The following is a 21,017-nucleotide window of genomic DNA, read 5'->3' on the forward strand; positions in this document are numbered from 1 at the left end:
GTCGGCGACGGCGTCGTAGGCGGCCCGCATCGCGGCGATCGCCTCGACCACGGCCCCCGAACTCATAGTCGAATACTAGTTCGAACCACCGACATAACCGGGTGAAACCTCTCTCCAACAGGAGAATTCGCTCAAAGACTCAAGGTCAAGGGCGTCGCCGGCGAACGCGAAACGATGTCGCGGCTAGTACACGTCGCGCACGTAGCGCTTGGCGGCGACGAGTTCGCGCTTGTAGTCGTGGGCGTGCTCGTGCGACAGCCCTCCATGCCGACGGATGATCGTCGTCAGCGTCTCGTCGACGTCCTTGGCCATCCTGGTGGCGTCACCGCAGACGTAGAAGTGCGCGCCGTCCTCCAGCCAGCGCCACACGTCGGCGCCGTAGTCCAGCATCTTGTGCTGCACGTACACCCGTTCGGGCTGATCGCGCGAGAAGGCCAGATCCAGTCTGCTGAGCAGGCCGTCGCTGACCATGTCCTCCAGGTCTTCTCGGTAGTAGTAGTTCTCGGCTCGGTGCTGGTCGCCGAAGAACAGCCAGTTGCGTCCCTGGTGCCCGAGCGCGCGACGCTCCTGCAGGAAGCCACGGAACGGGGCGATGCCGGTGCCGGGTCCGACCATGATCATCGGCGCCGATCCGTCCTCGGGCGGTCGGAAGTGCGGTGACGGTTGGAGGAACACCGGTGCGTGCGACGCGCGGTCGGCCAGGAAGGTCGACGACACGCCGCCACGCTCGGCACCGCGCGCGCTGCGGTAGCGCACCACCGACACGGTCAGCTGAACCTCGTTGGGACTCACCAGCGGACTCGACGAGATCGAGTACGACCGTGGCGTCAGCCGAACCAGCGCGTCCAGCCACTCGCCTGGGTCGGCGCGCACCGCGAACTGCTCGACCACGTCGAGCGCATTGCGGCCCTGCAACCATTCGTCGCGTTCCGGTCTCGGTGCCCGCAGCACCTTGGTGGCCGCGCGGTCGGCGCACCGCTCGGCGACGAAGCTAAGCAGGTTCGGGGTCACCCGGCAGACGTCGAACGACGTGCTCAGCGCCTCCCGCAGCGGAACCTCTCGGCCGTCGACCTCGACCAGCGACGTGCCGGCGAGCCCGGTGGCCGCCAGCCACGCGTCGACCACACGCGCGTCGTTGGTGACGAACACCCCCAGGGAATCGCCCACCGCGTAGTCCAGCCGCTGCTCGGAGACGTCGAAACCGAACTGCCGCACCTCCTTCGACGCGGTCCGCGGGGTCAGCTCGACGTTGCGGCACAGCGGTACCTCGACCGGGTTGGTACGGGTGAAGCGCGCCGGCGCAGCCTTCGCGGGCGGTGCCGCCGGGATCCGAGGCGATGGTGCGACGAGCTCGCCGAGCTTCGCCGCCCACCGCGCCATCGGCTCGTCGTCGAACGCTTCGCACTCGGCGCGGTCGATCAATCGGGTCGCACCGAGGTCTGCCAGCCTGTGATCGAGGGACTTGGCGTGGCCGCAGAACTCGTCGTAGGACCGGTCGCCGATGCCCAGCACTGCGTAGCGGACGCCGTCGAGGGCCGGTGCGTCCTCAGCCCCGAGCCGGCCCCAGAAGTCGGTTCCGTTGTCGGGCGGGCCGCCGTCACCGAACGTGCTGGTGACGATCACCACGTCACCCGCGGCAACCAGGTCCTCGACCGAGGCGTCGTCCATGTTCACCAGCCGCGCCCCGCCGAGGCCGTCGGCGACCGTGCTGGCGAAGCCCTCGGCGTTGCCGGTCTGCGAGGCCCACAGCACCAACGGTCCGGTGGCGGGGTCCGCGTCGGCCGGAACCCGCGAGTGCGTCCCCGCCAGCAGGCCGTCGACCCACAGCCGTACCTCCCGGCGGACCGGTGCAGAGCCCGGCAGGACGGGGACACCCGACGCTCCCCCGGTGACGCCGGTGAAGAAACCTGCGAGATAGGTCTTCTCGTCATCCTCGAGCACCGGCGCGACGACGCCCTCGAGCCCCAGCCCGTCGGGGACCGGTGCGTCCACCGGCAGCGGCCGCAACGCCACCGCGCACACCTTGAACTCCGGCTGCAGGGACACCGGGTCGACGGCGTCGTTGGTGAGGGCGTTGATCGCGAGGTGCTCGCCCTGCTCGTCGTTCCAGTGGAACGGGACGAAGCAGTTGCCCTGACGCACCCGGTCGGTAACCACCGCCGGCAGCACCGCCCTGCCGCGGCGTGAGACCAGCTCGACGGGCTGGCCGTCGCGCATGCCCTGCGCCGCCGCGTCGTCGGGGTGGATCTCGACGAACGGGCCGGAATCGAGCTTGCTGAGCTTGGCGACCTTGCCCGTCTTGGTCATCGTGTGCCACTGGTGTTGCAGGCGACCGGTATTGAGCACCACCGGGTAGTCGTCGTCGGGCAGTTCGCGGGCGTCCATGTGCGGGCGGGGATGGAACACCGCCCGCCGCGACGGCGTCGGGAACGCCAGCCGCGGCCGATGACCGTGCTGGTCGACGAACGGGTGCTGGCTGATGCCGTCGTTGAGGTAGCGGATCGGATGCCGGTCGGCGGATCCACCCGGTTCATCCGGCGGCGGAGCGGGCCATTGCACGGGGGTCTGCCGCAGGCGTTCGTGGGTGACCCCGCGCAGGTCGTAACCCGTGCGCGGATTGGAGAATTCGCGGATCTCGTCGAAGACCTCGGCGCTGCTGGTGAAGGCGAAGTCCTCGGCGAAGCCGAGATGCGCGGCGACCTGACAGATCAGCTGCCAGTCGGGGCGCGCCTCCCCCTTGGGGTTGACGGACTGCCGAAGCAGGGTGAGGTTGCGTTCTGAGTTGACCATCACCGCCTCGGTCTCGGCCCACAGGGCGGCCGGCAGGATGACGTCGGCGTACCGGTTGGTGGCGGTCGACCGGTAGGCATCCTGGGTTATCACCAGCTCGGCGGCCTGCAGCCCCGCGATGACGGTTTCCCGGTTGGCGACAGTGGCAACGGGATTGGTGCAGATGATCCAGCACGCCTTGATCTCACCGTCGGCCATCCGCGTGAACATGTCGATGGTGCCCGGCCCGACCTCGGTTCGGATGGTGCCGGGCGGTAGGTTCCACACGCGCTCCACGAAGGCCCGGTCCTCGGCCGAGGTGACCGCACGCTGACCGGGCAGACCCGGCCCCATGTACCCCATCTCGCGGCCGCCCATCGCGTTGGGCTGGCCGGTGAGCGACATCGGCCCGCTGCCCGGCCGGCAGATGGCTCCGGTCGCTAGGTGCAGGTTGCAGATGGCATTGGTGTTCCAGGTACCGTGCGTGCTCTGGTTCAGGCCCATCGTCCAACACGTCATCCACTCCCCCGCCTCGGCGATCATCGCTGCGGCAGTGCGGATGTCGGCCTCGGCCAGGCCGGTGATACCAGCCACCACGTCGGGTGGGTAGTCGGCGAGGAATCCCGGCATGCCGTCCCAGCCCTCGGTGTGCTCGGCGATGAAGTCCGCGTCGACGTCCCCGTTCTCGACGAGCAGGTGCAGCAGCCCATTGAGCAGTGCCAGGTCGGTGCCTGGCTTGATCTGCAGGAAGAGGTCGGCCTTCTCCGCGGTGGTGGTGCGGCGAGGGTCGACGACCACGAGCTTGGCGCCCGCCTTGAGCCGGTCGACCATTCGCAGGTAGAGGATCGGGTGGCAGTCGGCCATGTTCGAGCCGATGACGAAGAACAGGTCGGTGGCGTCGAAGTCGGCATAGGAGCCCGGTGGCCCGTCGGCACCGAGGGACTGCTTGTAGCCCGTGCCCGCGCTGGCCATGCAGAGCCGGGAGTTCGATTCGATGTGCACCGTGCGCAGGAACCCCTTGGCCAGCTTGGTCGCCAGATACTGTGCCTCGATGGACATCTGGCCCGACACGTAGAGCGCGACGGCGTCGGGTCCGTGTTCGGCCACGATGGCCTTCAACCGCGTCGCGGCCTCGGCGATCGCGTCGTCCACCGGGGTGGGCACGGCGTCACCGCCACGGTCGGTGCGGACCATGGCGGTGACGAGCCGGTCGCCATCGGCGGCCATCATCTCGGCGTGTGTCGCACCCTTGGTGCACAACCGGCCGAAGTTGGTCGGGTGCAGCTTGTCTCCGGAAACCCTGGCGATGACCTGCGCGCCGCTCGCGGCGTCGGTGCGGGTCTGGACCTCGATGCCACAGCCCACACCGCAGTACGAGCACGCGGTTCGGGTGGTGACGGTCACGTCGATCAGCCGGCGCCCACGGTGGCGGGTTCGCGCCCGACGTCCTCACCGGTGACGGCCCTGACCGACTTCATCCGCAGGAACACGAACCAGGTGACGATCGCGCAGACCACGTAGAAGCCAAGGAAGACCCAGAATGCGTTGGTCGCCGACTTGGCTGCGCCCACGTAGGACACCCGCAGCGCGATGTTGATGAACACCCCGCCCAGTGCCCCGACTGCGCCGGCGAACCCGATCAGGGCGCCGGACATCCTCCGGGACCAGGCGGCCTTCTCCTCGTCGGTCAAACCGTTCTCGTCCTGCGCCTTGGCCTCGAAGATCGACGGGATCATCTTGTACGTCGACCCGTTGCCGATCCCGGACAGGACGAACAGCAGGATGAATCCGGTGACGTAGCCGGCCATTTGCCCACCGGTGGGCGCGCCCTTCATGCCGTCGTCGATCATGCCGGTGCTCACCAGGATGCCGGCGGCGAAGATCATCGCGACGAACGTGTACAGGGTGATCTTGCCGCCGCCGATGCGATCGGCCAGCTTGCCGCCGATCGGACGGGAGATCGAGCCGAGCAGCGGCCCGAGGAAGGAGATCTGCGCCGCGTGCAGGGATGCCTGCGCCGCGGTGTCACCGCCGGCGAGGTAGTTGATCTGCAGCACCTGGCCAAAGGCGAACGAGAAGCCGATGAACGAGCCGAACGTACCGATGTAGAGGAAGCTCATCACCCAGGAGTGCTTGTAGCGCAACGCTTCCGCCAGTGCGCCGAAGTTGGACTTCTGGTTGCGCAGGTTGTCCATGAAGAACGCCGCACCCAGGGCGGCGCAAGCGATCAGCACCAGGTAGATGGCGCAGACGATCTCCGGTGCGGTGTTGCTCACGGTCGCGATGACCAGCAGACCCAGCAGCTGGATGACCGGCACGCCGATGTTGCCACCGCCGGCGTTGAGCCCCAGCGCCCACCCCTTGAGCCGCTGTGGATAGAACGCGTTGATGTTGGTCATCGACGAGGCGAAGTTGCCGCCGCCGAATCCGGCGAACGCCGCGACCACCATGAACGTGGTGTAGGAGGTGCCCGGGTGCTTCATCACGTACCAGGTGAGCAACGTGGGGATCAGCAGCAGCAGGGCGCTGACGATGGTCCAGTTGCGGCCACCGAACTTCGCAGGGGCGACGGTGTACGGGATTCGCATGAACGCGCCGACCAGGGTCGGCATGGCCACCAGGTAGAACTTGCCCGCAGCGTCGATGTGATAGACGTTCTGCGGCATGAACAGCACCATCACCGACCAGATCGACCAGATCGAGAATCCGACGTGCTCGGCGACGATCGACCAGATCAGATTGCGCCGGGCGATGGCCTTTCCGCCCGCCTCCCAGGCCGCCACGTCCTCGGCATCCCAGTGTTCGATGTCGCGGCTTCGCCGCGGGTGTTCGACGTTACGGCTTCGCCGCGGCTTCTTGGTCTCGTGGTCATCGATGGATGTCGACATCATCGCCCTTCAGGGTCGGATCGTTGCTGGTGTCCGCGACGTCGCGAACGCATGCGACATGTCTACGGCGAGACCGTTCCCCATCGGTTGCGCTCCGATGACCGTCGTGTCAAGAGCGGCTCACCTACCGTGACGTCGACGGGTGCGAAACGGGATTCACGGCGGAATCGTGGAGGAAACGAAACCGAAACACTTGGACCCAATCGTTGAGACATGAGCGACGGCAGCACGTCCCGGTTCCTGCAGGGTGCATTCGAATTCCACGGCAAGGGCCTGGATGCCCCCGTACCCATCGACGAATCGCTACGGTACGTCGTGCCCGCGGGCGCCGTCACGCAGCCCGTGTACTTCCGCGGCGGCAACTCCACCGACGACATGGTGACGGTGGTGCTGTACCGCGACGGTGTGCCGATGCGGTACTTCCCCATCGGCGCCAAGGGCGCTACCCACGTCGCTCTGCGCGTGGTGGAGGACCTCCTCGGCGACACCGTACTGGAGCTGTACGTCGCCGCCCCCGACGGTTGCGCCGGCACCGTGGTGGTCGACTTCGGCATGGTGGAGATCTGATGCCGAAGCTGGTGGTGGTCGGCAACGGCATGGCGGGCGTGCGCGCCATCGAGGAGGTGCTCGCCCGTGGTGGCGGCGAGCAGTTCGACATCACCGTCTTCGGCGACGAACCCTACGGCAACTACAACCGCATCCTGCTGTCGAATGTGCTTGCCGGTAGCGATGATCCAGCCGAGATCTATCTCAATCAGCTCGACTGGTACGGACAGAACGGCATCGACCTGCGGGCCGGGGTCCGCGTCGTGCGGCTGGACACCTTTGCGCATCTGGCCCACGCCGACGACGGCAGCACGGTGCGCTACGACAAGCTGATCCTGGCGACCGGAAGCCGGTCGTTCTTCCCGCCGATGACGGGGCTATGGGCCGACGACAAGACCCTGACCGACGGCGTGTTCGGCTTCCGTACCCTCGACGACACCGCGTCGATGATCGCCGAGGCAGCCACCAGGACCAGGGCCGTGGTCATCGGGGGTGGTCTGCTGGGGCTCGAGGCCGCCCGCGGTCTGCAGAATCGCGGGCTCACCGTCGACGTGGTGCACTCGGGGCCGGTGCTGATGAACGCCCAGCTCGACGATCTCGCGGGCGCGATCCTGCGAAAGTCGGTGGAGAACCTGGGAATCGGGGTGCTACTGAACAAGCGCACCACCGGCGTGGTCGTCGAGGACGGCCGGTTGGCAGGTGTCACGTTCGCCGACGGGGAGCGGCTCGACTGCGACATGCTGGTGATCGCCGCCGGTATCCGGCCCAACGTCGGCCTCGCCCAGCGGGCCGGCCTGACCGTCGAGCGCGCCATCGTGACCGACGACCACATGCGCTCGGTCGACGACGACGACGTGTACGTCGTCGGCGAGTGTGCTCAGCACCGCGGCCAGGTCTACGGGCTGGTGGCCCCCCTCTGGGAGCAGGCAAAGGTGCTGGCCGACCACCTTACCGGCACCAATCCCGCTGCCGCATACCATGGTTCACGGGTCGCCACCAAGCTCAAGGTGGCCGGGGTCGACGTCGCCGCGATGGGCGTGAAGGCCCCCGAACGCGACGACGACGAGTTCGTCCAGTACTCCGAGCCCCGGCACGGGGTGTACAAGACCGTGGTCATCCGCGACGGCAAGCTGGTCGGCGCCACCCTGGTCGGCGACGTCAGCAAGGTGTCGTTCCTCACCCAGGCCTTCGACAGCGGACTGCCCCTGCCCGACGAACGGGTGTCGCTGATGTTCGACATCGGGACCCCGGACGTGGGCGTCGGCGTCGGCGAGCTGTCCGACGACGCCCAGGTCTGCAACTGCAACGGCGTCTCCAAGGGCGCCCTGACGGCATGCGTGGCGGCCGGTGAGACCTCGGTATCGGGGGTGATGGCGAAGACCAAGGCCGGCAAGGGTTGTGGATCCTGCAAGGAGCTCGTCGGGCAGATCGTCGAGTGGGCGGCGGGCGGCAACGTGACCGAGGACCCGTCGGCCAACTGGTACGTGCCCGGCGTGCCCTACCCCAAGCCGGAGCTGATGCGGCTGATCCGGGAACTCCAATTGCATTCCGTGTCATCGGTCTTCGCGGCGCTGGCACCCGACGGCCGGCCGCACGCCGGCTCGAAGATGGCGCTGTCGTCGCTGTTGGAGATGATGTGGGGCGCGGAGTTCGTCGACGAGAGCGACGCCCGCTTCATCAACGACCGCGTGCACGCCAACATCCAGCGCGACGGCACGTTCTCGGTGGTGCCGCAGATGAAGGGCGGCGTCACCGATTCCCATCAGCTGCGCCGGATCGCCGACGTCGCCGACAAGTACCAGATCCCGATGATCAAGCTGACCGGCGGCCAGCGCATCGACCTGCTCGGTGTCCGCAAGGAGGACCTGCCCGCGGTGTGGAGCGATCTCGACATGCCGTCGGGGTACGCCTACGGCAAGAGCTTCCGCACCGTCAAGACGTGCGTCGGCAGTGACTTCTGCCGCTTCGGCGTCGGCGACTCGACGGCGCTGGGGATCGCCATCGAGGAGCGGTATCAGGGGCTGGCCAGCCCGGCCAAGATGAAGCTTGCCGTCACCGGTTGCCCGCGCAACTGCGCCGAGGCGCTGTGCAAGGACCTCGGGGTCGTCGCCGTCGACGGCGGGCGGTGGGAGATCTACGTCGGCGGTGCGGCGGGAGCCCACATTCGCAAGGGCGACCTGCTGGCCACCGTCGACGGACCCGACGAGGTCATGACACTGACGGGACGGTTCCTGCAGTACTACCGCGAGAACGCCAACTGGCTGGAGCGTACCTACGCCTGGGTGCCTCGGGTCGGCATCGACACGATCCGGGCCGTGGTCGTCGACGACGCCGAGGGCCTGGCCGCCGAGCTGGATGCCGCGATGGCAAGGTCCGTTGCGGCCTACCGTGATCCGTGGCAGGACGGCAAGGAGCCGGCGACCGAGGGACAGTTCCGGTCGTCGCTGCCGTTGCTACCGTTGCCGCAGGTTCCGGTCCGATGAAGGGACGACTGCGATGACCGACGTCACGGTCGGCCACGTCGACGAGATCCCGGTCGGCCAGGGCCGCACGTTCGCCATCGACGGCGAGCAGATCGCGGTGTACCGGATGCGGGATGGATCATTGCGCGCCCTCGGGGCGGTGTGCCCGCACCGGGGCGGCCCACTGGCCGACGGGTTGCTCGACGACGACGTGGTGGTGTGTCCGCTGCACGGACTCGGCTACGACCTGCGCACGGGCGCCGAGACCTCCGGCTCCGGACCCGGCGTGTGCAGCCATCCGGTCACCGCCGGCGACGACGGGTCGATTCAGCTGACACTCGAATGCCGTTGAGCCGTCACATCTTCGCGTAGCGGGCGCGGATGAAGCCGTAGGCGCCATAGGCCGCGAGGCCAACCGCGGCAAGGATGAGCAGGAACTTGCCGAACGGCGCATTTCCCAGCGCCTTGACCGCGGCGTCGACGCCGCTGGCCTTGGCCGGGTCCGAGGTCAGCGTCGCGATGACCACCAGGATCCCTGCCCCGATCAGCACCAGACCCTTGGCGACGTAGCCGACGATGCCGGTCCAGGTCACTGCCTGGTTGCCCGAGACGCTCAGCTCGTCGAGGAAGCTCTTCGTCACGCCCTTGTACACGTGATAGCCGCCGACGCCGATGAGCACCAGCGCCACCGCGATCAGCACCGCGACGCCCAATGCCGATTGCATCATCCGCGCACTCAGTCCCGCGTTCTGACTGGTGCTGGATTGCCCGCTGCCCATCGCGAACTTGGCAGCGGAGAATGCCAGCCCGAGGTAGACCACGCCGACGGCCAATGCCTTGACGCGGTCCTTGGCATCGCGTTCGACGAAGGTCTCGGCGAGTTGCCACAGCCCGAGTGCGGCCAGCACCACCGCAGCCACCCACAGCATCGCCGCCCCACCCGGCTGGGCGGCCAGGGTGGCAAGGGCCCCGGACTGATCGGCGTTGCCCCCGTCGCCCAGCGCCAGCTGGACCACGATCCAGGCGATCAGCAGGTGCATCAGGCCGCTGGCGGCGTAACCGGCTCGGGCCGCCCGCTCGAACCAGGCGTTGTCATGGGCGGAGGTGGCTGCCGAGCGGGTATCGACCATTTCGCGCGGATACCCTGCCCCGCCGGTGAGGCAAACCAGAAATTTACGGATGCGCCGAATACGGGTCTACTCGGCCGGCTTGACCGCCAGCACCGGCTTGGGGCACTCCAAGATCAGCTGCTGCGAGATGCTCCCCAGGAACAGCTTTCCGACCGGATTGCGGTGCCGGATCCCGATCACCAGCAGCTCGGCATCGGGGCGATCCATCAGCTCGAGCAGCGCATCGGCGGCGTAGACGCCAACGGGCTGCTCGACCTCGAAGGGCACGCCGCAGTCGGCCAGCCTGGTCTCCAGGTCGTGGACCTGCCGGTCGTGCGCGAACGCCGCGTCGACGTAGGAGTCGCCCTGGGTGGAGTTGAGCACGTGGATCGAGGTCTGGCGCAGCTTCGCCTCGGCGATGCCGTGTTCGAGCGCCGCGGCCCCGAAGCGATCCGTGGTGTATCCGACGACGATCATCTCTTCTCCTCGCGCACGGTGCTCACGCCTGAGCCTTCTCTCTCTGATCCTCATCGTCCTCGACGATCAGCAGGGTCTCCTCGCTGCGGTGCATCAACCGCAGCACCAGCGGCGCCAGGAGCAGCAGCGCCATGCAGACGTACACCACGATGGCGACGGGCTCGGTGAACAGGCTGCCCCAGTCACCGCTGCCCAGCTGCAGGCTCTGGCGCAGCTGACGTTCGATGCGCGGCCCGAGGATGACGCCGATGATCAGCGGCAGCACCGGTAACCCGAACCGGCGCATCATCAACCCGAGCAGCCCGAAGATCAGCAGTAACGCCAGATCCAACGGCTGGATGTTCACGGCGAACGCGCCGAGGGTGGCGAAGAACAGGATGCCCGCGTAGAGATACGGCCGCGGGGTGCGCAGCAACTTGGCCCACAGTGGCGCCAGCGGCAGGTTCAGCACCAACAGCAGGAAGTTGCCGATGAACAGGCTGGCGATCAGCGTCCAGATCAGCAGCGGCTCCTTGGAGAAGAGCGTCGGGCCCGGCTGAATGCCGTAGGACACGAAGGCGGTGAGCATCACCGCGGCGGTGGCGTTGGTGGGCAGGCCCAGTGACAGCATCGGCACCAGGGTGCCCGCGGCCGAGGCGTTGTTGGCGGCCTCGGGACCGGCGACGCCCTCGATGGCGCCCTTGCCGAACTCCTCGGGATGCTTGGAGAGCTTCTTCTCGGTGATGTAGGACAGGAACGTCGGCAGCTCCGCACCACCCGCCGGCAGCGCGCCGAACGGAAAGCCGAACGCCGTTCCGCGCAGCCACGGCTTCCAGGACCGCTGCCAGTCGCTGCGGCCCATCCATGGCCGGCCGACGGGGATCACCTCGGCGGGCTTCTGCCGCAGGTGCGCGGCCACCCAGAGCGCCTCGCCGACGGCGAAGATGGCCACCGCGATCACCACGATGTCAATGCCGTCCGAGAGCTGCGGGATGCCGAACGTCGCGCGGGCCTGCCCGGTCAGGAAGTCGATGCCGACCAGCCCGATGGCCAGTCCAAGCAGCAGCGAGATGCAGCCGCGCAGCTTCGACGAGCCAAGCACCGCGGTGACCGCGACGAGGGCGAACAGCATGATCGCCAGGTACGACGGCGCACCGAGGGTGACGGCGAACCGTGAGACCGCCGGTGCGAACAGCACCAGCAGCGCGGTGCCGATGGTGCCGGCGACGAAGGATCCGATCGCCGCGGTCGCCAGAGCCTGGGCGGCTCTGCCCGCCTTGGCCATCTTGTTGCCCTCGATGGCCGTGATCACCGACGACGATTCACCGGGGGTGTTCAACAGGATCGACGTGGTCGATCCGCCGTACATGCCGCCGTAGAAGATGCCGGCGAACATGATGAATGCCGCGCTGGGGCTGACGTTGTAGGTGATCGGCAGCAGCAGCGCCACCGTCATCGCCGGGCCGATGCCGGGAAGGACGCCGACCGCCGTGCCCAGCAGCACGCCGATCACGGCGTACAGCAGGTTCATCGGCGTTGCGGCCTGCTCGAAACCCTGGAGCAGCCAGTCGAGGTTTTCCAACATCAGAGGACCCCATCCAAGATGCCTGCGGGCAGCGGGATTCCGAGCCCGGAGTAGAACGCGTAGAAGCTGCCGACGCTGAGCACCGCGCCGATCACGATGTTGCGGACGTAGTGCCGGCTGCCGAGAACCGTTGCGCAACCGGCAAACATCAGCGCTCCGGTGATCGCCCACCCCAGCGGATTCACCAGCAGGATGGTGGCCACGAAGATCGCGACCAGCAGCCCGACGGTGCGCCAGTCACTGGGCAGCTCCGGGTCGATGTCCTCGCCCGCGTCGGCCTCCCCCTTGGACCCGCGCGGGATGGCGATGGCCAGGATGATCGCCGTCACCAGCAGACCGATCCCGATGATCATCGGAAAGAGCTTGGGCCCAACGGGATCCACCTTGGCGAAACCGCCGGGCAACGACAGTGCGTCATAGATCAGGAAGGCGCCGACGGCGACCAGCACGGCGCATACGACGTACTGCGCACGGTCGACGGTCCCCGGTTCCTCGATCGCCGGCTCGGTCATAGCAGCCCCAACTCGGTCAGCGTGCTGGACACCCGCCGGTCCTGATCCTTGAGGAACCGTTCGAACGGCTCTCCGGTCATGAACGCATCGGTCCATCCGTTCTTCACTAGGGCCTCCTTCCAGGAGTCGGTGGCGTGCAGGTCCTCGAGCGCCTTGACCATCGCCTTCTTGGATTCGTCCGGAATGCCCGGTGGCGCAAGCACTCCGCGCCAGTTGGTGAACGTCAGATCGATGCCGGCCTCCTTCAGGGTGGGGGCGTCGACGCCCTCGACCCGCTCGTCACCCGAGACGGCAAGCACCCTGACCTGGCCGGCCTCGATCTGGTCGACGTACTCGCCGAGACCGGAGGTGCCGGCGGCGATCTTCTTGCCCAGCAGCGCCGTCAGCAGGTCACCGCCGCCGTCGTAGGAGACGTAGTTGACCTTCGTCGGGTCGACGCCCGCGGCGCGCGCCGTCTCCATCGGGAAGAGGTGGTCTGGGCCGCCGGGCGAGGAGCCACCCCCGATGGTGACCTTCGCCGGGTCTGCCCTCCACGCCGCGACGAAGTCGGCGACGGTGCGGAAGGGCGAATCGGCAGGGACGAGGATGCCCTCCTGCTCCTCGACGACCTTGGCCAGGGCGGTGGCGTTGGTGGCCAGTGCAGAGGAGCCGTTGGTGTAGACCGCGCCGACCACGCCGAGCCCCATCATCATCATGAGGTCGCCGTTGCCCTTCTCGTTCATCAGCCGCGCCATCGCCACCGTGCCGCCGGCACCGATGACGTTGAAGACCTCGACGCGACCGGTGATGTCGCTGTCCTCCATGATCTTGACGGCGGTGCGGGCGGTGAGGTCGTAGCCACCGCCGGGGCTGTTGGGCACCATCATGCGCAGCCGGTGCAGGCCGGGTTCGTCACTGCCGCGGGTCACCCCGCAGCCGGTCGTCAGCGCGGCGATCGTCGCGACACCGGCCAGCAGCGCCAGGATCCGCGCGGCCGTCGAGGGTCGTGTTCTCATATGGGTCGTCCCCATTCGTTGGATTGTGATGCTCAGCAATACTGGACCCCGAAGTGACTCGGGTCACTCTTTCGGACGCAAAGGAAGTTGTGGTCATTGCGGTCACTCACGCGCAGCCTGGCCGGGCAGTTCCTGGTGTCGCAGTTGCTGGTCGTCGCCGTGGTGCTGGTCGCCGTCGCCGCGGTCTCGGTCAACCAGTCGACCAAGGAGTTCCGCGATGTGCGCGGGCAGCGCTTGATCGCCGTAGCGGAGAACCTGGCCTCGACGCCGATCGTGCGCGAACGGTTCGCCGATCCGTTCGCCAGCCAACTGCTGGCCCCCGACGTGGATCGCGCCGTCGCCCTCTCGGGTGCCGGACTCGCCGAGATCGTCGACCCGGCCGGCACCGTGCGGGTCTCGTCGGACCCGTCGCAGCTCGGGCGCGTGCTCGACCTCGGGGACAGCGCCGCCCGGTCGGGCCGGGCCTGGTTCGGGGACCTCGACGTCGCCGGCGTGCACAGCCTGGCCGGACAGGTCCCCATCATCGACATCGACGGCGGGGTCCTGGCCATCGTCTCGGTGTCGGAGCCCTACCCCTCGGTGTGGCAGCTGCTCAGCGGCGCGGGCGAACGACTCCTGGTGTACCTGGGTCTGGGTGCCGCGCTGGGCATGCTGGCGTCGTGGCTGCTGTCGCGCCGCATCAAGCGCCAGACCCGCGGCCTGGAGATCGACGAGATCGCCAGCCTCGCCGAGCATCGGGAAGCGTTGTTGCACAGCATCCGCGAGGGCGTGGTCGCGGTGGACGACGACGGAATCATCACCGTGCTGAACGACAGCGCGCTGGCCCTGCTCGACCTCACCCCCGATGCGGTGGGACGTCGCGTCGACGACGTCGAACTGGACCCGGCGGTCGGTGAGTTCCTGCTCTCCGGCGACGGCAGCGCCGTCGAAGGAGATGGCGGTGTCACCCAAACAGGCGACGGCGCTACCCAATCCGACGTCGTCATCGCCACCCGCACCCGGGTGCTTGCCCTCAATCGCCGGCCCGCCACCAGCCAGGGCCGCCGGATCGGGACCGTGACGACCATGCGGGACAGCACGGAACTGGCCTCCATGCAGGGCCAGCTCTCGTCGCACAAGAGTGTGACCGACACGCTGCGCGCACAGACCCACGAGTTCGCCAACCAGTTGCACACCATCTCCGGGCTGGTGCAGCTCGGAGAATACGATTCCGTGCACGACTTCGTGGGCGCCCTGACCCGCAGGCGTGCCGAGATCAGCGATGCGGTGACTGAGCGCATCTCCGATCCCGCGGTGGCCGCCCTGCTGATCGCCAAGACGTCGCTGGCCGCCGAGAGCGGCGTGGCGCTGCGCCTCACCGCCGACTCGCACCTGTCAGCTCTCGACGCGGCGCTGGCCACCGACGTGATCACGCTGCTGGGCAATCTCATCGACAACGCCGTAGACGTGTCGGAGGGGTCAGCCGAGGCCGAGGTGTCCGTGCGCGTCGACGATTCAGAAGGGCTGACCTTGACCGTCACCGACTCGGGACCCGGTGTGCCACGACATCTTCGGGAGCAGATCTTCGCCAGGGGGGTGACCTCGAAACCCGAGGTGCCCGGCGGGCGTGGCATCGGCCTCGCCCTGGTGCGGCTGGTCAGTGCGCAGCTCGGCGGGGTCATCGAGGTGATCGACGCGCCGGGCGGCGGGGCCTGCTTCGTGGTGCGGTTGCCCCGTGCCCCGCTGGCCGGTCGGGTCGGTGCGACCACCCGACAGGCCGACCATGCGTGACGTACTCGTCGTCGACGACGACTTCATGGTCGCGGAGATCCACCGCAAGTTCGTCGACCGCGTCGAAGGCTTCACCACGGTGGGGGCCGCGCGCACCGGGGCCGAGGCACTGGCGATGGCGGACGCGTTGCAGCCCGACCTGATCTTGCTCGACGTGTATCTGCCCGACATGACGGGCCTGGAGGTGTTGCAGCGACTGCGCGCGCACGGCGACCCCGTCGGGGTCATCATGATCACCGCCGCCCGCGAGCTGGACACCGTCAGCGGCGCCCTCGACGGCGGCGCCGCCGACTACCTGATCAAGCCGTTCGAATTCCCGCAGCTGCAGGCCAAGTTGGCGGCCTTCGCCGCGCGGGCGGACGCGCTGGCCTCGGCCACCGGCGTCGACCAGTCCCTGATCGACTCGCTGTTCGGTGCGTCGACGCCAGCGCCCGCGAGCCCCGACGATCCGCTGCCCAAGGGCCTCGGCGCGGTGACCGGACAGCTGGTCCTGGATGCGGTACGCGACGCGGGCGAGGTATCGGCCGCGGAATGCGCCGAGCTGGTGGGTATTTCGCGGGTCAGTGCGCGACGGTACCTGGAGCACTTCCTCGGCGTCGGCGCGGTCGAACTTCGCCTGCAATACGGAGCGGGCAGGCCCGAACGGCGCTACCGCGCCACGGGCGCACAATAGCGGCATGACGCAGGCAGTCGAGGACGCGCGCATCGAGTCGCTGCGCGACGCGGAACACAAGGCCCATCAGCTGTTCGACGAGGTGGTGGCCCGCGGCATGATTCGGCCCGGAGTCGGTGAACGCGAGCTCAGCGACCAGATCCGCGACCTGGCCGACGAGTTGTTCGGAACCCGCCGGTTCTGGCACAAGCGGATCGTCCGGGCGGGTGCGCACACCATGGCGCCCTACGCCGAGAATCCGCCCGACGGCGTGCTGGCTGCCGACGACATCCTGTTCCTGGACTTCGGGCCGATCTTCGCCGACTGGGAGGCCGACTTCGGCCGGACCTACGTGCTCGGTGACGATCCGGCCAAGCACCGCCTCGCCGCGGACCTGCCGCGGATCTGGGAGGCAGGCCGGTCGTACTTCGACTCGCACCCGAAAATCACTGGCGCGCAATTGTTCTCGCACGTGTCGGACCTGATCCGCGAGGCGGGTTGGGAGCACGCCACCGAGCACGCCGGCCACCTGGTCGGCGAGTTCCCTCACGAGCGGATCAGCGGTGACGAAATGGGCAACTACATCGCGCCGGCCAGCGACCAGCCGATGCGCCGGACCGACGGGGCGGGCCGGGACTGCCACTGGATCCTCGAGGTCCATGTGGTGGACCGCCAGCGGGGCTTCGGCGGCTTCTTCGAGCAGTTGCTGGACATTCCCACGGCCTGACTCAGCGGTTGGACTGACTCAGCGGTGCGACTGACTCAGCGGTGCGACTGACTCGGTGCGCGCCGAGACCTCCGTCGTGGCGACGGCCCGCCGGCGTCTGGCTCTCGCGCCCACCAGCACCCAGGACGTCAGCACGACGAGCAGCACCAGCACGAGCACCAGGTTCTGCGCCTCGGCCGGGTACCAGACCCCGGTCACGTAGTGGTCGAGGAAGCCGTCGGGCGCGATGGGCGCCATTCCCGCGTGGATCCTGGCCCAGCGTTCCAGCGCCGTCAACGGACAGACGAAGTCGACGACCTCGATGGCGACGCACCAGATGACGACCGGGACGTGCACCCAGATGCTGCGCGGCCAGCGCAGGGCGAGGAACCCACCGAACACGCCATAACCCACGAAGGCGAAGTGCACGGCGGCCGTCGCCACCACGACGATCTTGAAGAAGTCAGTCATGACGACCACCCTCTACTCTTGCCACTCGAACGATCCCCACGGTACCGCCGGACACCGAGGCGAGGCAGTTCGGATTCGCATCGAAACGGTCACCACCGCGCAACCGGCTGGCATTCTCCCGGTGTGCACCTCCGACGATTCCTGGCCCTGCTGGCATGCGCTGGTGCGTTGTCGACCGGGTGCTCCCCCACCGCGCGGGACGACGGTGCCGACGCGGTGATGCGGGTCGTGGCGGACGTCATGGCGACCTCACACCTCCGGGCTGCCATCGTGCGGGTCACCCGGGACGGCCGCGACGTCGTCACCCGGGCGGTCGGTGAGTCCATGACCGGCGTCCCCGCCACCACCGACATGCACTTCCGCAATGGCGCCGTGGCGATCTCGTACGTCTCGACGCTGTTGCTGCGCCTCGTCGACGAGGGCAGGGTCGCCCTCGACGACAGACTCTCGACGTGGCTGCCCGAGGTGCCGCACGCCGACCAGGTCACCCTCGGCCAGCTGGCCACGATGACGTCGGGTTACGTCGACTACGTCATTGGCAACACCGCCATGAACGATGCGCTGTACGCCAACCCCTTTCGGCAGTGGACGACCTCCGAACTGCTCGCGTTCGCGGTCGACCGGCCGCTGCAGTACCCACCCGGCACCAACTGGAACTACGCCCATACCAACTACGTGCTCCTCGGGCTGGCGCTGGAGAGGGCGACCGGTGAACCGATGTCGAAGATGTTGTCGGAGATGGTGTTACGGCCGCTCGGCCTCAGCCACACGGTGAACTCCGACACCGCGGAGATCCCATCGCCGGTGCTGCACGCGTTCACCTCCGAGCGCCGGGCGGCGTTGCGGATCCCCACCGGGGTCCCGTTCTACGAGGAGAGCACCTACTGGAATCCGTCGTGGACCATCACCCACGGCGCGATCGAGACCTCCACCGTGTACGACCTCGAGGCCACCGCCGTCGGCATCGGCTCCGGCAGGCTGCTCAGCCGCGACTCCTACGCCAAGCTGGTGTCCACCGACCTGCGCGGCCGAACGCATGCCCAGCCGGGGTGCGCCACCTGCGCCCCGATGACCGATGGCTACACCTACGGCATGGGTCTGGTGATCTCTGGCGGTTGGCTGCTGCAGAATCCGATGTTCGCCGGTTCGGCCGCCGTCGAGGCCTACCTGCCCTCGCGCCGGATCGCGATCGCCGTCGTCGTGACGTACTCGCCCGAGGCGTTCGACGCACGGGGTGACTACCCGAATGCCGCCGAGACGCTGTTCCGCCGGATCGGTGCCGAGCTTGCCCCGGACCATGCCCCACCGGTGCCACCGGGCGGTTAGCGGTCGGATCACCGTATCCTCTAGCGGTGGCGAAGAAGGTGCTGTTCCTCTACAACGACCCGAGTGCCCCCGAGGCGATGCTGGGTGACGCGTTCGACGAATGCGGTTACGACGTCGCGACTTTCGAGGTCGTCACCGCCGAGCGGGCCGCGGATCCGACCTTCGACGTGACGCTGCCCGATCCGCTGTCCTACGACGCGGTCGTGCCGCTGGGATCCCGCTGGTCGGTCAACGACGCCGACGCCGGCATGCGGTGGATCGCCTCGGAGCTGGAGATGGCGCGCAATGCCCACGCGGCGGGTGTGCCGATGCTGGGCGTCTGCTTCGGCGGCCAGCTGCTCGCCCGCGCGCTCGGCGGTTCGGTGGCCCGCTCCCCATCGCCCGAGATCGGCTGGTACGACGTCGAGTCCTCACGGCCCGACCTCGTCCCCAGCGGTCCGTGGTTCGAATGGCACTTCGACCGCTTCACCATTCCCGACGGGGCGGTCGAGATCGCCAGGAACGTCAGCGCGTCGCAGGCATTCGTCCTGGGCGCGACGATGGGCATCCAGTTCCACCCCGAGGTCGACGAGGGACTGCTCGAGATGTGGCTGTCCGGCGACGGCGGGGCCGAGCTCGCCACACTGGACCGCACCGCCGACGAACTGCGCGCCGCCACCACCCGTGAGCTCGACAGCGCCCGCAAGCGCGTGCACGCGCTGGTCCGGGACTTCGTGACCGGGGTCGCTCAGGCCTGAGCGTGGCCCAGCTGGTGGGCCAGCGCAGCACCGATCGTCGGATGCCTGAAGCGGTGCCCCACCGCCCGCAGCTTGGCAGGCTGCACCCGCTGGTCGGCCTCGGCGAGCTCGCGAGCGCCCTGACTTCCCAGCAGCAGGCGCGGACCCAGCGATGGGACCGGGAGGATGGCCGGGCGGTGCAGGGTCTTGGCCAGCGCCGCCGTGTAGTCGACGTTGCGCACCGGGTTGGGCGCCACCGCGTTGACCGGCCCGCTCATCCGCTCGTCCCAGAGCGCGCGGTAGTAGACGTCGAGCAGGTCGTCGATGCCGATCCAGGACAGCCACTGCCGGCCGCTGCCGAGCCGGCCGCCCAGGCCGGCGGCGAACAGCGGGCGCATCAGCCTGAGGGTGCCGCCGCGCGCGGCCTGCACGATGCCGGTGCGGACCGCCACCACGCGCACGCCCGCGTCGGCGGCCGGCGTCGCGGCCGCCTCCCAGTCCGCGACGACGTCGGCGAGGAAACCGTCTCCGCGGGTGGCGTCCTCGGCCAGCTCGGCGTCACCGCGGTCATAGCCGTAGAAGCCGATCGCCGAAGCCGTGACGAACACCCGCGGGCCGTCGGAGCTTCGGGCGGCGACCTCCGCCAGGCTGCGAGTCGGCTCGATGCGGCTGTCGCGGATCGCCGCGCGGTGCGCGTCGGTGAACCGGCCCGCGATCGAGGTCCCCGCCAGGTGCACGACGGCGTCGACCCCGTCCAGCAGGTCCAGCGCGGGTGAGGAGGGGTTCCACTGCCGTTCGTCCGAGCCGCCCGCGGGATGCCGGACCAGGCGGATCACCCGGTGTCCGCCGGTGGTGAGCAGCGCCGTCAATGCCGAGCCGACGAGGCCGGAGGCACCCGTGACCGCGATGGTGAGCGGTCGCAGCCCCGCCTCTGCGGCGTCGCGGTGCGCGGCGAGGTCGTCGGCCAGCTGGCGGTGGCGGTAGACGAAGGTCGGCCGCAACCCGGCCGCCGGGATCGGCGCCTCGACGCGGTCGTGGACCAGGGTGGCCGCCGGCCCGCTGGCACTGAAGTCGTGGGTGTGGCGCCACGTGCCGATGATTCGCGGCGGCCACGATCGCGGGCCGCTCGAGGACAGCTCGTCGACGAACCGGTGCGGAGGGTCGTAGGCGTCCGCCTGGTGCTGAGCCACCCAGCGCAGACCCCCGGGTAGGCCCAGCACCGCGCGGCCGTCGGCCAGCGACGCCGCTTCGGCGACGACCGCCATCGGCTGCCACGGCGGCACCAGCCGCGGCATGGCGCCTGGTCGGGTGTGCCACGCGAAGACCTCGTCCAGCGGATGGTCCACGACGCTCTCGTACTCGATGCCCACGACGTTCATTCGTAGCGCGGGCCGGCCTGGATGGCCAGGACGGCCAAACCATCGGGCGCGCGGCTCCGAATGACGGGGATGACGTCCAGAGTCCGTGCCGGCGTGCTGCTGCTTCCCGGCGGCAAGCCCACCAGCGAGATACCCTCGCGTCCCCTGCAGCTCGCCAATCTCCGTATCTCACAACTGGCCTGGTCGTTGCGCGCCGGGGTCGGGGCTGGCGTCGCGGTGCGCCAGGTGCGGTACCGGCTGCGGGGGTGGAACCCGGGATCACTCGACGCGCTGCGCGATGCCCGCTCGGCGCTGGACGACCTGGTCGCCGCGGTGGGCGAGGGTCCCGTCGTGCTGGTCGGTCACTCCATGGGCGGGCGCGTCGCGGCGCACCTGGCCGCTGGGGGACGCGCGGCGGGCGTGGTGGCGCTGGCACCGTGGTGGCCCCAGGCCGATGCCGATCGCATTCCGTCGTCGTGTCGGCTGCTGACCATGCACGGCACCGCCGACACCTGGACCGACCCCGCCGCGTCCCGGGCGCAGACCCTGCGGGCCGCGGCCCGCGGGGTCGACGCCACGTGGGTCGAGTTCCCCGGCGCCGGGCACTTCCTGCTGCGGGACCGGGCCCGCTGGCACCGCCTCACCGCCGAATTCGTGATCGCCCAGTGTCACGGGGGGTCCCCGGCCTAGGCTCCG

General features: G+C 68.8%; 18 protein-coding genes. 9 read left to right on the forward strand and 9 right to left on the reverse strand.

The genetic code is table 11. The annotated features are described in order from the left end of the window. Window positions 1–183: 183 nt before the first annotated feature. Together SBI80_RS26840 and SBI80_RS26845 are read right to left on the reverse strand one after the other, a co-directional pair. Complete coding sequence (locus SBI80_RS26840) at window positions 184–4,173, reverse strand: bifunctional nitrate reductase/sulfite reductase flavoprotein subunit alpha (protein WP_318978090.1); 3,990 nt, start codon at window positions 4,171–4,173, stop codon at window positions 184–186. Between the two features lie 5 nt (window positions 4,174–4,178). After that, complete coding sequence (locus tag SBI80_RS26845) at window positions 4,179–5,660, reverse strand: nitrate/nitrite transporter (RefSeq protein ID WP_318978092.1); 1,482 nt, start codon at window positions 5,658–5,660, stop codon at window positions 4,179–4,181. A gap of 210 nt (window positions 5,661–5,870) precedes the next feature. Here SBI80_RS26845 and SBI80_RS26850 point away from each other — a divergent pair, with 210 nt between their 5' ends. Genes SBI80_RS26850 through SBI80_RS26860 form a run of 3 tightly spaced genes read left to right on the forward strand, consistent with a single transcriptional unit; the run spans window position 5,871 to window position 9,017 of the window. After that, on the forward strand, window positions 5,871–6,224 hold the full coding sequence (locus SBI80_RS26850) for a molybdopterin oxidoreductase (protein ID WP_318978094.1): 354 nt from the start codon (window positions 5,871–5,873) through the stop codon (window positions 6,222–6,224). Then, entirely contained in the window at window positions 6,224–8,686 is a 2,463-nt protein-coding gene (gene nirB, locus SBI80_RS26855) for a nitrite reductase large subunit NirB (protein WP_318978095.1), read from the forward strand. The genes SBI80_RS26850 and nirB overlap by 1 nt, the downstream gene beginning before the upstream one ends. 13 nt (window positions 8,687–8,699) lie before the next feature. Further along, the gene (locus SBI80_RS26860; protein WP_318978098.1) at window positions 8,700–9,017 is read left to right on the forward strand and encodes a Rieske (2Fe-2S) protein; all 318 of its coding nucleotides are present in this window, start codon (window positions 8,700–8,702) and stop codon (window positions 9,015–9,017) included. 4 nt (window positions 9,018–9,021) lie between these two features. On the opposite strand, the gene SBI80_RS26865 is transcribed toward SBI80_RS26860, so the two are convergent. From SBI80_RS26865 to SBI80_RS26885, 5 genes are all read right to left on the reverse strand, one after another. Then, window positions 9,022–9,795, reverse strand: a complete 774-nt coding sequence (locus SBI80_RS26865; protein ID WP_318978100.1) for a DUF1206 domain-containing protein — start codon at window positions 9,793–9,795, stop codon at window positions 9,022–9,024. A gap of 66 nt (window positions 9,796–9,861) precedes the next feature. Next, on the reverse strand, window positions 9,862–10,251 hold the full coding sequence (locus SBI80_RS26870) for a universal stress protein (RefSeq protein WP_318978102.1): 390 nt from the start codon (window positions 10,249–10,251) through the stop codon (window positions 9,862–9,864). 22 nt (window positions 10,252–10,273) lie between these two features. Continuing rightward, the gene (locus tag SBI80_RS26875) at window positions 10,274–11,812 is read right to left on the reverse strand and encodes a tripartite tricarboxylate transporter permease (protein ID WP_318978169.1); all 1,539 of its coding nucleotides are present in this window, start codon (window positions 11,810–11,812) and stop codon (window positions 10,274–10,276) included. 2 nt (window positions 11,813–11,814) lie between these two features. Further along, window positions 11,815–12,327: a tripartite tricarboxylate transporter TctB family protein gene (locus tag SBI80_RS26880; RefSeq protein ID WP_318978103.1), complete on the reverse strand. Its 513-nt coding sequence runs from the start codon at window positions 12,325–12,327 to the stop codon at window positions 11,815–11,817. Next, window positions 12,324–13,322, reverse strand: a complete 999-nt coding sequence (locus SBI80_RS26885; RefSeq protein WP_318978105.1) for a Bug family tripartite tricarboxylate transporter substrate binding protein — start codon at window positions 13,320–13,322, stop codon at window positions 12,324–12,326. Before SBI80_RS26885 ends, SBI80_RS26880 begins: the two co-directional genes overlap by 4 nt. An 87-nt stretch (window positions 13,323–13,409) precedes the next feature. Here SBI80_RS26885 and SBI80_RS26890 point away from each other — a divergent pair, with 87 nt between their 5' ends. From SBI80_RS26890 to SBI80_RS26900, 3 genes are read left to right on the forward strand one after another with little or no spacing between them, the layout of a single operon-like run. Beyond that, window positions 13,410–15,092: a sensor histidine kinase gene (locus tag SBI80_RS26890; protein ID WP_413232821.1), complete on the forward strand. Its 1,683-nt coding sequence runs from the start codon at window positions 13,410–13,412 to the stop codon at window positions 15,090–15,092. After that, a complete protein-coding gene (locus SBI80_RS26895; RefSeq protein WP_318978108.1) occupies window positions 15,085–15,765 on the forward strand; it encodes a response regulator in 681 nt (226 codons plus the stop codon). Before SBI80_RS26890 ends, SBI80_RS26895 begins: the two co-directional genes overlap by 8 nt. A 4-nt stretch (window positions 15,766–15,769) precedes the next feature. Then, a complete protein-coding gene (locus tag SBI80_RS26900; protein WP_318978110.1) occupies window positions 15,770–16,471 on the forward strand; it encodes a M24 family metallopeptidase in 702 nt (233 codons plus the stop codon). An 18-nt stretch (window positions 16,472–16,489) separates the two neighbouring features. Here SBI80_RS26900 and SBI80_RS26905 read toward each other — a convergent pair whose 3' ends face one another. Continuing rightward, a complete protein-coding gene (locus SBI80_RS26905; protein WP_318978113.1) occupies window positions 16,490–16,921 on the reverse strand; it encodes a DUF2784 domain-containing protein in 432 nt (143 codons plus the stop codon). Window positions 16,922–17,044: 123 nt separating this feature from the next. Between SBI80_RS26905 and SBI80_RS26910 the strand changes: the two genes are divergently transcribed. Continuing rightward, a complete protein-coding gene (locus SBI80_RS26910; RefSeq protein WP_413232822.1) occupies window positions 17,045–18,247 on the forward strand; it encodes a serine hydrolase domain-containing protein in 1,203 nt (400 codons plus the stop codon). 26 nt (window positions 18,248–18,273) lie between these two features. Next, the gene (locus tag SBI80_RS26915; RefSeq protein ID WP_318978114.1) at window positions 18,274–18,984 is read left to right on the forward strand and encodes a type 1 glutamine amidotransferase; all 711 of its coding nucleotides are present in this window, start codon (window positions 18,274–18,276) and stop codon (window positions 18,982–18,984) included. Here SBI80_RS26915 and SBI80_RS26920 read toward each other — a convergent pair. Beyond that, a complete protein-coding gene (locus SBI80_RS26920) occupies window positions 18,975–20,333 on the reverse strand; it encodes a TIGR01777 family oxidoreductase (RefSeq protein WP_318978116.1) in 1,359 nt (452 codons plus the stop codon). The two genes, SBI80_RS26915 and SBI80_RS26920, sit on opposite strands and share 10 nt — an antisense overlap. Window positions 20,334–20,411: 78 nt before the next feature. Between SBI80_RS26920 and SBI80_RS26925 the strand changes: the two genes are divergently transcribed. Continuing rightward, the gene (locus SBI80_RS26925; RefSeq protein ID WP_318978117.1) at window positions 20,412–21,011 is read left to right on the forward strand and encodes an alpha/beta hydrolase; all 600 of its coding nucleotides are present in this window, start codon (window positions 20,412–20,414) and stop codon (window positions 21,009–21,011) included. Window positions 21,012–21,017: the final 6 nt, after the last annotated feature.

It is taken from the genome of Mycolicibacterium sichuanense, from assembly GCF_033741125.1.
GTDB lineage: Bacteria > Actinomycetota > Actinomycetes > Mycobacteriales > Mycobacteriaceae > Mycobacterium.

Bases quoted from the DNA above. Each gene is read 5' to 3' on its own strand.
- SBI80_RS26845 (WP_318978092.1), bottom strand. From the start codon at position 5,660: ATGATGTCGACATCCATCGATGACCACGAGACCAAGAAGCCGCGGCGA.
- SBI80_RS26850 (WP_318978094.1), top strand. From the start codon at position 5,871: ATGAGCGACGGCAGCACGTCCCGGTTCCTGCAGGGTGCATTCGAATTC.
- nirB (WP_318978095.1), top strand. From the start codon at position 6,224: ATGCCGAAGCTGGTGGTGGTCGGCAACGGCATGGCGGGCGTGCGCGCC.
- SBI80_RS26860 (WP_318978098.1), top strand. From the start codon at position 8,700: ATGACCGACGTCACGGTCGGCCACGTCGACGAGATCCCGGTCGGCCAG.
- SBI80_RS26865 (WP_318978100.1), bottom strand. From the start codon at position 9,795: ATGGTCGATACCCGCTCGGCAGCCACCTCCGCCCATGACAACGCCTGG.
- SBI80_RS26870 (WP_318978102.1), bottom strand. From the start codon at position 10,251: ATGATCGTCGTCGGATACACCACGGATCGCTTCGGGGCCGCGGCGCTC.
- SBI80_RS26880 (WP_318978103.1), bottom strand. From the start codon at position 12,327: ATGACCGAGCCGGCGATCGAGGAACCGGGGACCGTCGACCGTGCGCAG.
- SBI80_RS26885 (WP_318978105.1), bottom strand. From the start codon at position 13,322: ATGAGAACACGACCCTCGACGGCCGCGCGGATCCTGGCGCTGCTGGCC.
- SBI80_RS26895 (WP_318978108.1), top strand. From the start codon at position 15,085: ATGCGTGACGTACTCGTCGTCGACGACGACTTCATGGTCGCGGAGATC.
- SBI80_RS26900 (WP_318978110.1), top strand. From the start codon at position 15,770: ATGACGCAGGCAGTCGAGGACGCGCGCATCGAGTCGCTGCGCGACGCG.
- SBI80_RS26905 (WP_318978113.1), bottom strand. From the start codon at position 16,921: ATGACTGACTTCTTCAAGATCGTCGTGGTGGCGACGGCCGCCGTGCAC.
- SBI80_RS26925 (WP_318978117.1), top strand. From the start codon at position 20,412: ATGACGTCCAGAGTCCGTGCCGGCGTGCTGCTGCTTCCCGGCGGCAAG.